Genomic DNA, 11,385 nt, shown 5'->3' with positions numbered 1-11,385 from the left:
ATAAAGCATGACCCGCTTGACGGCTAGCGCCGTCGGAGACCCTTGCAATGCCTGACCAAGATGTACGCTTGCAACACCTGAAAGTTTGGCTCGATGAACAGTTGGCGACCCTTTTTGCCGAACAGGGCTGGGGTGCCGTACCCCCGGCCACGTTGACTGCGGCCAGCAGCGACGCGAGTTTCCGCCGTTATTTCCGCTGGGAAGGCGCCGGTCGCAGTTTCGTCGTGATGGACGCGCCGCCCCCCCAGGAAAACTGCAAACCGTTCGTGGATATCGCCTTTTTGCTGGCAAAATCCGGTATTAACGTGCCGAAAATTTATGCAGAAGACCTCGAACGCGGTTTTCTTTTGCTCAATGACCTGGGCAACAAGACCTATCTCGACGTGATCAATGGCGAAAATGCCGACGCATTGTTCAGCGACGCCTTGCAGGCACTATTGGCATTTCAGCAGTTGCCGATGGTGGCACCGCTGCCGAGCTATGATGTTGCGCTGCTGCGCCGTGAGCTGGAACTGTTCCCCGAGTGGTACGTGAAGCGTGAGCTGGGCATCGAATTCGACGCCACTCAGCAGCAACAATGGCAGCAGGTCAGCGATCTGCTGATCGACAGCGCGCTGGCCCAGCCCAAAGTGCTGGTGCACCGCGACTACATGCCGCGTAACCTGATGCTCAGCGAACCGAACCCCGGCGTGCTGGATTTCCAGGACGCGGTGTACGGCCCGGTAACCTACGACGTGACCTGCCTGTTCAAGGATGCCTTCCTCAGCTGGCCTGAAGAACGCGTGCGCGGCTGGCTCGAAAGCTACTGGCAGCAGGCGACGGCACTCAACATTCCGGTACAGCCGGATTTCGAAGATTTCCTGCGCGCCAGCGATCTGATGGGCGTTCAGCGCCACTTGAAGGTCATCGGGATCTTCGCCCGCATCTGTCACCGCGATGGCAAACCTCGATACCTGGCCGACGTGCCGCGTTTCTTCGCTTATATAGAAGCGGTGATCGCCCGCCGTCCGGAGTTGGCGCAACTGCAGGCGCTGCTGGTCAGCCTGCGTGCCGGAGTGACGGCATGAAGGCAATGATTCTGGCGGCCGGCAAAGGCGAGCGCATGCGCCCGCTGACCCTGACCACCCCCAAACCGCTGGTGCGTGCCGCTGGCGTACCGTTGATCGAGTATCACCTGCGAGCCCTCGCGGCGGCGGGTTTCAGCGAGATCGTGATCAACCATGCCTGGCTCGGCCAGCAGATTGAAGATTACCTGGGTGACGGCTCGCAATTCGGCCTGAGCATCCGTTACTCGCCCGAAGGCGAGCCACTGGAAACCGGCGGGGGGATCTTCCGCGCCTTGCCGCTGCTCGGTGACGAAGCGTTCCTGGTGGTCAACGGTGATATCTGGACCGATTACGACTTCAGCGTGCTGCATCAGCCGATCAACGGACTGGCGCATCTGGTGCTGGCGGACAACCCGGCGCACCACCCGACCGGCGACTTCAGCCTGGTCGGTGATCAGGTACAGGACGGCCAACCGCAAGCGCCGACCCTGACCTACAGCGGCATCGCCGTGCTGCATCCGCAACTGTTCGACGGCTGCACGGACGGCGCCTTCAAACTGGCACCGTTGCTGCGCAAAGCCATGGCGGACGGGCAGGTCAGCGGTGAGCGACTGAAAGGCCACTGGGTCGATGTCGGTACGCACGAGCGTCTGGCTGAAGCCGAAACCTTGATAGAAGCGAGTCGCTGATATGTTGTGGCCAGGGACTCTGATTGGAGCCGGAGCGGGTTTTGCTATCGCCAGCATTCCGGGGGCCATGCTTGGGGCTTTGTTGGGGCAGGCGCTGGATCGGCGTCTGCATTTGCAGAGCTGGGGGCATTTGCGGGAAAAACTCGGCGGCCAGCCGATGCTGCGCAACGACGAGTTGTTGTTCGTCTTGCTCGGGCGTCTGGCCAAGAGCGACGGGCGGGTTACCGACGGGCATATCCAGCAGGCGCGTCAGGAGATGCGCGCGCTGGACATGAGCGAACCGGCGCAGCGCCGGGCCATTGCCGCGTTCAATCGTGGCAAGTCCGGTGGGGATCGTCTGCGCGGTTATCTGCGGCGTCTGAGTGCTCAACCCCATGCTGCCGAAGGGGTGTTGCGTGCCTGCTGGCGGATGGTCTGGGCCGACGGCCGGGCCGGCAGCGGCGAGCGCGAACTGCTGGCGCAGTGGGGCAAGTGGCTGGGGTGGACGACTCACCAGATTCAGGCACTGGCAGCGGATTACGAACCGCACAAGCGCCCGATCGTCAGCGCGGCGGTGAGTTATCAGGATGCGATGCGCCTGCTCGGCGTGTCAGCCACCAGCGAGCCGGCACAGATCAAACGCGCCTACCGTCGCCTGCTCAGCCGCCATCATCCGGACAAGGTGGCCGGGAGCGGTGCGACGGCGGCCCAGGTGCTCGAGGCGACCGAAAAGACTCGCGAATTGCACAATGCCTACACATTGATTCGCGAGCGGCGGGATTTCCGCTAGACGAAAAAAAGATCGCAGCCCTGGCTGCGATCTTTTTTTGTGTGGTCGGTCAGTCCGGGGTTTGCGGATTCAACCAGCCGCGCACCCGGCGGAACAATTGCTCCTGCTCGGCCTTGTTGTCGGGCAACGCCTTGAGCGCGACCTGGCTGAACGCCGACGTCTTCAAGCGCTTGCTGGCCTGCAAGCGCTCCAGTGCAGCGTTGCGATCCAGCGGCTTGTCCATATAGAAGATATCGGCGGTCGGCAGCTTCAGCAGTGGCGTCAGTTCTGCCAGTTCAGGCTTGGCCTTGGGCGGCACTTGCGCGGCGACCATCAGCAGCTTTTCCACTTGCGCGGTCTGCTTTTCGTTGAGGAACCGTGCGGCCCAATAGGCGCCAGTGCCGTGACCCAGCACCACGATGCTGTGCGCGCCTTGCTGTTCGGCGTAGGCAATCGCCGCGTCGATGCGGGCGAAGATTCGCTCGGCGTCGGCCTTGGCCTGTTCTTCGGTGGTCTCGGCAACGACCTTGTCAGCCACGTCCGCTTCACCGCCGGCGGCTTGCTCGATCGGTTGGGCGGTGGTCGAATCCTTGCTGCCGGCATCGGCGGTTTTCGGCGCTGCGGGGGCTTCGACCACGCGCGGTGCGATGGCATCGCTTTGCAGGTCGGGCAGGGTGATACTCAGGCTGTTCCACTCGACGTCCGGCAATTTACGCCGCAGCGGGCCGATCGCCTGTGGCCAGTCAGCGGTTTCGCCGGCACCGGGGATGAGGATCACCACGCCTTTTGGATCGGCGGTATTGGCCGGTTTCCACAGGGCGAGGAAGGTGTCGCTGCCGGCCTGCAACTGTTGTTGTTCCTGGGTCGGGACTTTGCGTTCGAGTGCCGAGGCCTCTTCCTGACTACGCTCAAGCAGTGGCTGGCGTTCGACCGGTTTTTCTTCGGCGGGTTTTTCCGCGGCAGGGGCGGGTGCCGGATCGGCGGCTTCGACGGAAAAGGCACAAGGCAGGATCAGCGACAGGCACAATGCTGGCATTGCCAGGCGAGAGACAGGGGGCATCGGTTATTCCAGGCCAGAAAGTATCCCGGCAGCCTAATGGGTTGGTCAGAATTTGTCAGTGTATGGGATTTCAATGATGCGTTTTTGCTGCCTGTGGGTTATCGGCTGTCTGGCGTTTCCCTTGATGGGCTGGGCCGCGCCTGCTCCGCCGAGTCATGCTGCGCAACTGTCGGCGAGCCAGCATCAGTGGCTGGCCGGGCACAATGAATTGCGTGTCGGCGTGATTCTGCAGGCGCCGTACGCGCAATACGACCGGCGCTTGCAGCGGTTGTCGGGAGCCAATGTCGAGTTGATGAAGTGGATGGCCAAGGCCCTCGACATCGAACTCAGCTGGCGCAACTTCCCCGATCTGGAACAACTCGAAGCCGCCGCACGGGACGGCGAGATCGATATCGCCCCGGGTCTGACCCAGACACCCGGCTCACTGCGCCTCTGGCAGTTCTCCGATCCCTACATGCGCGTGCCGCAACTGGTGGTCAGCGACCAGAAAGCCAGCAGTTCGGTCGAGCTGGAAAAACTCGACAGCCAGGCCCGGGTGGCCGTGCGCATGCCCAGCGTCACCGCTGACTACCTGCGCGGCAACTATCCCCATCTGAACCTGCAAGGCGTGCCGCTGGAGCGTCAGGCCTTGCAGTTGCTGTTGAGTCAGCAGGCGTCTTACGCGGTGGTGGACGAAGCGCAATTGGGGCGGTTGTCGACAGAGCCGGAGTTCGCCGGGCTGGTGGTAGTCGGCGATATCGGTCTGCCGCAACTGTTGCGAGTCGCCACCCGTCGCGACTGGCCGGAACTGGCCGGGATCGTCGAAAGCGCCTTGCGGGCGATCCCGGCGAAAGATCTGGAGCGCCTGCACACGCAATGGCTGCAACCCAAATACCCGAGGCTCTCGGAATCCCCGGGGTTCTGGCAGAACCTGAGCCTGTTGTTCGCCGTGTTGCTGCTCAGTTGTGCGGCGATTGTTTTTTGGCAGCGGCGTCAGCAACGCAGTCTCGAACAACGCCTGCTCGCCGCCCGGGAAGACATCGCTCTGCGCGCGGCCAGCGAAGAAGCCCTGCGCCTGACCCAGTTTTCCATCGACCAGAGCACCGTCGGCATTCTCTGGGTCAACTGGGACAGTCACGTGCGTTACGCCAACCGCGCGGCGGAACACATGCTCGGTTATCCACAGGGCGCGCTGATCGAGCGACCGTTGATCGACTTCGAACCCGGCCTGCACATGGATCGCTGGCTCAACCTGTGGAAACGCGCCCGGGCCAGCGAAGAAGGGCCCCTCAGTTTCGAGACGAGTTGCGTGCGGGCCGATGGCAGTGTGTTGCCAGCGGATGTGTCGCTGAGTTTTCTGCGCTTTCGCGACAGTGAGTATCTGGTGGTCTATCTCACCGACGTGACCGAACGCCGTCGTGCCCTGGCCGCGTTGCAGGAAAGCGAGGCGCGCCTGCAAGGCATCGCGGCCAACGTGCCGGGGCTGGTGTTCCGTCTGGAGCGGGCGCCGGTGACCGGGCAGATCGACTTTGCCTACATCAGCGAGGGCAGCGAAAGTCTGGTGGGCTACGCCCCGGCCGTCATCGCCCATCGCGACATGGGTTTGCGCAGCCTGGTGCATCCGGACGACAAGGCCGGTTATCACCAGACTCAGGATCATGCGCTGGATACCGACAGCGACTGGTCGTGGCAGGGGCGAATCCTGACGCGCCAGGGCGAGCAGCGCTGGGCCGAGATCAAGGCCATCACCCGGCAACTGGAGGACGGCGCCTACGTCTGGGACGGCATCGTCTGGGACATCACCGAAAGCAAGCGCATCGAACTGGAGCTGGCGGCATCGCGGGAGCAGTTGCGCGAACTGTCGGCGCATCTCGAAAGCGTGCGGGAAGAGGAGAAGGCGCGCATTGCCCGTGAAGTTCACGATGAATTGGGGCAGATGCTGACGGTGCTGAAACTGGAGACATCGATGTGCGAACTGGCCTACGCGCAACTCGACCCCGGTCTGAACGAGCGCCTGAACAGCATGAAACGCCTGATCGCCCAGTTGTTCCAGTTGGTGCGCGACGTAGCGACGGCATTGCGCCCGCCGATTCTCGATGCCGGGATTGCCTCGGCGATCGAATGGCAGGCCCGGCGATTCGAGGCGCGTACACAGATTCCGTGTCTGGTGCAGGTGCCGGACAATCTGCCGCCGCTGAGCGACGCCAAGGCCATCGGCCTGTTCCGCATCCTCCAGGAGGCGCTGACCAACGTCATGCGCCATGCCCAGGCGCATACTGTGGAACTGACGCTGGCGCTCGAAGGCGCCGATTTGTGTCTGACCGTCAGCGATGATGGCGTAGGATTTGTCGCCGCTGCGGGCAGGCCGACATCCTTTGGACTGGTGGGCATGCGCGAGCGGGTGTTGATCATGGGCGGGCAGTTGTCACTCGACAGCGCGCCGGGCGAGGGCACCACACTGAGCGTGCGGGTGCCTCTGGATGAGGAGAAGTAAGTGATCCGTGTACTGGTAGCCGAAGACCACACCATCGTTCGCGAAGGCATCAAGCAATTGATCGGCCTGGCCAAGGATCTGCAAGTGGTGGGGGAGGCGAGCAATGGCGAACAGTTGCTCGAAACCCTGCGCAATGTGCCGTGCGAGGTGGTGCTGCTGGATATTTCCATGCCCGGGGTCAACGGGCTGGAAGCGATTCCACGCATCCGCGCACTGAACAATCCGCCGGCGATTCTGGTGCTGTCGATGCACGACGAAGCGCAGATGGCCGCCCGGGCACTGAAGGTCGGCGCCGCCGGGTATGCGACCAAGGACAGCGATCCGGCATTGCTGCTGACAGCGATCCGCAAGGTCGCGGCGGGTGGACGCTACATCGATCCGGAACTGGCCGACCGCATGGTCTTCGAAGTCGGCCTGACCGATACGCGACCGCTGCATTCGTTGTTGTCCGAACGCGAGTTCTCGGTGTTCGAACGCCTGGCCCAGGGCGCCAACGTCAACGACATCGCCCAGCAACTGGCCCTGAGCAGCAAGACCATCAGCACCCACAAGGCGCGACTGATGCAGAAACTCAACATCACCTCACTTGCCGAACTGGTGAAGTATGCGATGGAGCACAAGCTCCTTTAATCCGCATACCCAATAGCGACAGGCGTTTTTACCGGTTCCTGCGGCGGGAGCTTCAGGGCTCGCACCTGACGTGTCCAAACGCGCCATCCTTGTAGGGCAATCCCTACCCCCGGCCTTCCATCCGGCTGAGGCGATTCTCTCCTGCGCCCCGATTTGCGTGACTGCAAGCAGCCACTAGGCTTAATCCCACAGCAGTCATCAATAACAAGGGTGTGGGTATGAGCCAGGTCGAATCAAACGCAGGGGCCAGCGATGTGCTGGTCAGCTTTCGTGGAGTGCAGAAGAGCTACGACGGCGAGAACCTGATCGTCAAAGACCTCAACCTGGACATCCGCAAGGGCGAGTTCCTGACCCTGCTCGGGCCGTCCGGCTCCGGCAAGACCACCAGCCTGATGATGCTCGCCGGTTTCGAAACGCCGACTGCCGGTGAAATCCTTCTGGCCGGGCGCGCGATCAACAACGTGCCGCCGCACAAGCGCGACATCGGCATGGTGTTCCAGAACTACGCGCTGTTCCCGCACATGACCGTCGCCGAGAACCTGGCGTTCCCGCTGACCGTGCGTGGCCTGAACAAGAGCGACGTCAGCGACAAGGTCAAAAAAGTCCTGAGCATGGTCCAGCTCGACGCCTTCGCTTCGCGCTATCCGGCGCAACTGTCCGGCGGCCAGCAACAGCGTGTGGCACTGGCCCGTGCGCTGGTGTTCGAGCCGCAACTGGTGCTGATGGACGAACCCCTCGGCGCCCTCGACAAGCAACTGCGCGAACACATGCAGATGGAGATCAAACACCTGCACCAGCGCCTCGGCGTGACCGTGGTCTACGTGACCCACGACCAGGGCGAAGCCCTGACCATGTCCGACCGTGTTGCCGTGTTCCATCAGGGCGAGATCCAGCAGATCGCTCCGCCGCGCACCCTCTACGAAGAACCGAAAAACACCTTCGTCGCCAACTTCATCGGCGAGAACAACCGCCTCAACGGTCGCCTGCTCAGCCAGAACGGCGAGCGCTGCGTGGTCGAGCTGGGTCGTGGGGAAAAGGTCGAGGCGCTGGCGGTCAACATCGGCCAGACCGGCGAACCGGTCACCCTGTCGATCCGGCCGGAGCGCGTCAGCCTCAACGGTTCGAGCGACCAATGCGTCAACCGCTTCTCCGGGCGGGTGGCCGAATTCATCTATCTGGGCGACCACGTCCGGGTGCGCCTGGAAGTCTGCGGCAAGACCGACTTCTTCGTGAAACAACCGATTGCCGAGCTCGATCCAGCGCTCGCGGTCGGCGACGTGGTTCCGCTTGGCTGGCAGGTCGAGCACGTTCGCGCGCTTGATCCTCTTCTAGAGGCGCACTAAGCGCCCCGGCAATACCAACACCAACCCTGCACGTGGAGAGAACAATAAATGTTGAGATCCCTGAAGTTCACAGCCCTGACCCTGGGCCTGATGGGTGCGGCAAGCGCAATGGCCGCCGGCCCGGATCTGACCGTGGTGTCGTTTGGCGGGGCGAACAAGGCGGCGCAAGTCAAAGCCTTCTACGCACCGTGGGAAGCGGCGGGCAACGGCAAGATCGTCGCCGGCGAGTACAACGGTGAGATGGCCAAGGTCAAAGCCATGGTCGATACCAAGAGCGTGTCCTGGGATCTGGTGGAGGTTGAATCGCCGGAACTGTCCCGTGGCTGCGATGAAGACATGTTCGAGCAGCTCGATCCGGCGCTGTTCGGCAAGACCGAAGACTACGTCAAAGGCGCGATCCAGCCGTGCGGCGTGGGCTTCTTCGTGTGGTCGACCGTGCTGGCTTACAACGCCGACAAGCTGAAAACCGCACCGACCAGCTGGGCGGATTTCTGGGACACCAAGAAATTCCCGGGCAAACGCGGCCTGCGCAAAGGCGCCAAGTACACCCTCGAATTCGCTCTGATGGCCGACGGCGTTGCGCCGAAAGACGTCTACAAGGAACTGGCCAGCAAGAACGGCCAGGACCGTGCGTTCAAGAAACTGGATGAGCTGAAACCGAACATCCAGTGGTGGGAAGCCGGCGCCCAGCCGCCGCAGTACCTCGCTTCCGGTGACGTGGTCATGAGCTCGGCCTACAACGGTCGGATCGCTGCCGTGCAGAAAGAATCCAACCTGAAAGTGGTGTGGAACGGCGGCATCTACGACTTCGACGCCTGGGCCATCCCGAAAGGCCTGGACAAGGCACGTGCCGAAGCGGCGAAGAAATTTATCGCGTTCTCGGTGCAGCCGCAGCAGCAGAAGACCTACTCGGAAAACATCGCCTACGGTCCGGCCAACTCCCAGGCCGTGCCTTTGCTGGACAAGGCGATCCTGAAAGACATGCCGACCACCCCGGAAAACATCGCCAACCAGGTGCAGATCGACGTCAGCTTCTGGGCTGACAACGGTGAGCAACTTGAGCAGCGTTTCAACGCCTGGGCTGCGAAGTAAGTAGAGGGCTCGCCCTCCTGTGGGAGCGAGCCTGCTCGCGATTGCGGTGTGTCAGTCGGCATCAATGTTGAGTCCGAAAACGCTATCGCGAGCAGGCTCGCTCCCACATTTTCGATTGATCAAAGATTTGCGGAGTACGTCATGGCTATCGCCGTTCCCCTGAACGAGGGCAACAGCCCCACCTTGAAGCAGCGGCTCAAGCACGCCGAGCGGGTCAACCGCTGGAAGGCCCAGGCGCTGATCGCGCCACTGGTGCTGTTTCTGTTGCTGGTGTTCCTGGTGCCGATCGTGGCGCTGCTCTACAAAAGCGTCGGCAACCCGGAAGTGGTGGGCGGCATGCCTCGCACCGTGGCGGCCATCGCCAGCTGGGACGGTCGCGGACTGCCCGCTGAACCGGTCTACAAAGCCGCCGGCGAAGACCTCGCCGAAGCGCGCAAAAACCAGACCTTGGGCGATCTGTCAAAGCGCCTGAACATGGAGTTGGCCGGCTATCGCAGCCTGCTGACCAAAACCGCCCGTTCGCTGCCCTTTGCCAGCGAACCGGCCTCTTATAAAGAAGCGCTGGAAGGCCTCGACGAACGCTGGGGCGATCCGGCCTATTGGCAAGCGGTGAAGCGCAACACCAGCAGCATCACGCCGTTCTACCTGCTGGCGGCGGTGGATCATCGCATCGACGACCTCGGCGAACTTGCCCCGGCTACCCCGGATCAGGCGATCTACCTCGACATCTTCGCCCGGACCTTCTGGATGGGCCTGATCATCACCGTGATCTGCCTGGTGCTGGCCTATCCGCTGGCGTATCTGCTGGCCAACCTGCCGTCGCGTCAAAGCAACCTGCTGATGATTCTGGTGCTGCTGCCGTTCTGGACCTCGATCCTGGTGCGGGTCGCGGCGTGGATCGTGTTGCTGCAATCCGGCGGGTTGATCAATAGCGCGCTGATGGCGATGGGCATCATCGATAAGCCGCTGGAGCTGGTGTTCAACCGCACCGGGGTCTACATCTCGATGGTGCACATCCTGCTGCCGTTCATGATCCTGCCGATCTACAGCGTGATGAAAGGCATCTCGCCGACCTACATGCGCGCCGCGATTTCCCTGGGTTGCCATCCGTTCGCCAGTTTCTGGCGGGTGTACTTCCCGCAGACCTATGCCGGTGTCGGCGCCGGTTGCCTGTTGGTGTTCATCCTCGCCATCGGCTACTACATCACCCCGGCGCTGCTGGGCAGCCCGAACGATCAGATGGTCAGCTACTTCGTCGCGTTCTACACCAACACCAGCATCAACTGGGGCATGGCCACTGCGCTGGGCGGTTTGTTGCTGCTGGCGACCGTGGTGCTTTATCTGATCTACAGCTGGCTGGTGGGCGCCAGTCGCCTGCGCCTGAGCTAAGGGGAATTTGAAATGCTGAGTCCTTATATGTCGCCCGTCGAGCGGGTGTGGTTCTACAGCTTGCGGATCCTCTGCGGCTTGATCCTGTTGTTCCTTATCCTGCCGGTGCTGGTGATCGTGCCGCTGTCGTTCAACTCGGGCAGTTTTCTGGTGTACCCGTTGCAGGGCTTTTCGCTGCACTGGTATCAGGACTTCTTTGCCTCGGCGGAATGGATGCGCTCGCTGAAGAACAGCATCATCGTCGCCCCGGCCGCGACCGTGCTGGCGATGGTCTTCGGCACGCTGGCGGCCATCGGCCTGACCCGTGGCGATTTTCCCGGCAAGGCGCTGGTGATGGCGCTGGTGATTTCGCCGATGGTGGTGCCGGTGGTGATCATCGGTGTGGCCAGCTACCTGTTCTTCGCGCCGCTGGGCCTGGGCAACAGTTTCTTCTCGCTGATCGTGGTGCACGCGGTGCTGGGTGTGCCGTTCGTGATCATCACGGTGTCGGCGACCTTGCAGGGCTTCAACCACAACCTGGTGCGGGCGGCGGCCAGCCTTGGGGCCTCGCCGCTGGTGACATTCCGCCGGGTGACCTTGCCGCTGATTGCGCCGGGGGTGATTTCCGGTGCGCTGTTTGCCTTTGCGACATCGTTCGATGAAGTGGTGGTGACGTTGTTCCTCGCCGGGCCCGAGCAGGCGACGTTGCCTCGGCAAATGTTCAGCGGGATTCGCGAGAACCTGAGCCCGACGATTGCGGCGGCTGCCACTTTGCTGATTGCCTTCTCGGTGATCCTGTTGCTGACGCTGGAGTGGTTGCGTGGGCGGAGTGAGAAGCTGCGTACGGCTCAAGTCTGACGACTGCAAGATCCGGGTTGTCTGCCATTCATGCGCTGAATGACAGACAACCCCAATTCCCCAGCTACGCTTGTGCTC

The 11,385-nt window shown here is 62.3% G+C and carries 10 protein-coding genes; 9 read left to right on the top strand and 1 reads right to left on the bottom strand.

Annotation, left to right across the window (positions count from 1 at the left end):
* Positions 1-47 precede the first annotated feature (47 nt).
* From DLD99_RS26195 to DLD99_RS26185, 3 genes are read left to right on the top strand one after another with little or no spacing between them, the layout of a single operon-like run.
* A complete protein-coding gene (locus tag DLD99_RS26195) occupies positions 48-1,067 on the top strand; it encodes an aminoglycoside phosphotransferase family protein (protein ID WP_114885884.1) in 1,020 nt (339 codons plus the stop codon).
* Positions 1,064-1,735, top strand: a complete 672-nt coding sequence (gene murU / locus DLD99_RS26190) for an N-acetylmuramate alpha-1-phosphate uridylyltransferase MurU (RefSeq protein WP_114885882.1) — start codon at positions 1,064-1,066, stop codon at positions 1,733-1,735. Before DLD99_RS26195 ends, murU begins: the two co-directional genes overlap by 4 nt.
* Before the next feature lies 1 nt (position 1,736).
* Positions 1,737-2,504, top strand: a complete 768-nt coding sequence (locus DLD99_RS26185; protein ID WP_114885880.1) for a DnaJ domain-containing protein — start codon at positions 1,737-1,739, stop codon at positions 2,502-2,504.
* 49 nt (positions 2,505-2,553) lie between these two features.
* On the opposite strand, the gene DLD99_RS26180 is transcribed toward DLD99_RS26185, so the two are convergent.
* Positions 2,554-3,543 (bottom strand): alpha/beta hydrolase family protein, encoded by a 990-nt coding sequence (locus DLD99_RS26180; RefSeq protein ID WP_114885877.1) that lies wholly within the window; start codon positions 3,541-3,543, stop codon positions 2,554-2,556.
* Between the two features lie 73 nt (positions 3,544-3,616).
* Here DLD99_RS26180 and DLD99_RS26175 point away from each other — a divergent pair, with 73 nt between their 5' ends.
* The 6 genes from DLD99_RS26175 (at position 3,617) to DLD99_RS26145 (ending at position 11,307) form a co-directional block, all read left to right on the top strand.
* Complete coding sequence (locus DLD99_RS26175; protein WP_114885875.1) at positions 3,617-6,016, top strand: PAS domain-containing sensor histidine kinase; 2,400 nt, start codon at positions 3,617-3,619, stop codon at positions 6,014-6,016.
* Positions 6,017-6,646 (top strand): response regulator, encoded by a 630-nt coding sequence (locus DLD99_RS26170; RefSeq protein ID WP_085709227.1) that lies wholly within the window; start codon positions 6,017-6,019, stop codon positions 6,644-6,646.
* A 218-nt stretch (positions 6,647-6,864) separates the two neighbouring features.
* Positions 6,865-7,989, top strand: coding sequence for an ABC transporter ATP-binding protein (locus DLD99_RS26165; protein ID WP_007959931.1), 1,125 nt, complete (start codon positions 6,865-6,867; stop codon positions 7,987-7,989).
* A gap of 48 nt (positions 7,990-8,037) precedes the next feature.
* A complete protein-coding gene (locus DLD99_RS26160; RefSeq protein WP_085709228.1) occupies positions 8,038-9,081 on the top strand; it encodes an ABC transporter substrate-binding protein in 1,044 nt (347 codons plus the stop codon).
* Positions 9,082-9,222: 141 nt separating this feature from the next.
* Positions 9,223-10,470 (top strand): ABC transporter permease, encoded by a 1,248-nt coding sequence (locus DLD99_RS26150; protein WP_085709229.1) that lies wholly within the window; start codon positions 9,223-9,225, stop codon positions 10,468-10,470.
* A gap of 12 nt (positions 10,471-10,482) precedes the next feature.
* Positions 10,483-11,307 (top strand): ABC transporter permease, encoded by an 825-nt coding sequence (locus tag DLD99_RS26145; RefSeq protein ID WP_085709230.1) that lies wholly within the window; start codon positions 10,483-10,485, stop codon positions 11,305-11,307.
* Positions 11,308-11,385: the final 78 nt, after the last annotated feature.

It is taken from the genome of Pseudomonas kribbensis (assembly GCF_003352185.1).
GTDB lineage: Bacteria > Pseudomonadota > Gammaproteobacteria > Pseudomonadales > Pseudomonadaceae > Aquipseudomonas > Aquipseudomonas kribbensis.
Note: the sequence above shows the minus strand (reverse complement) of the source record. Positions and strands in the feature narration are given on the sequence as shown.

Coding starts and splice junctions, on each gene's coding strand:
- DLD99_RS26195 (WP_114885884.1), top strand. CDS start 48: ATGCCTGACCAAGATGTACGCTTGCAACACCTGAAAGTTTGGCTCGAT.
- DLD99_RS26185 (WP_114885880.1), top strand. CDS start 1,737: ATGTTGTGGCCAGGGACTCTGATTGGAGCCGGAGCGGGTTTTGCTATC.
- DLD99_RS26150 (WP_085709229.1), top strand. CDS start 9,223: ATGGCTATCGCCGTTCCCCTGAACGAGGGCAACAGCCCCACCTTGAAG.
- DLD99_RS26165 (WP_007959931.1), top strand. CDS start 6,865: ATGAGCCAGGTCGAATCAAACGCAGGGGCCAGCGATGTGCTGGTCAGC.
- murU (WP_114885882.1), top strand. CDS start 1,064: ATGAAGGCAATGATTCTGGCGGCCGGCAAAGGCGAGCGCATGCGCCCG.
- DLD99_RS26180 (WP_114885877.1), bottom strand. CDS start 3,543: ATGCCCCCTGTCTCTCGCCTGGCAATGCCAGCATTGTGCCTGTCGCTG.
- DLD99_RS26175 (WP_114885875.1), top strand. CDS start 3,617: ATGATGCGTTTTTGCTGCCTGTGGGTTATCGGCTGTCTGGCGTTTCCC.
- DLD99_RS26160 (WP_085709228.1), top strand. CDS start 8,038: ATGTTGAGATCCCTGAAGTTCACAGCCCTGACCCTGGGCCTGATGGGT.
- DLD99_RS26145 (WP_085709230.1), top strand. CDS start 10,483: ATGCTGAGTCCTTATATGTCGCCCGTCGAGCGGGTGTGGTTCTACAGC.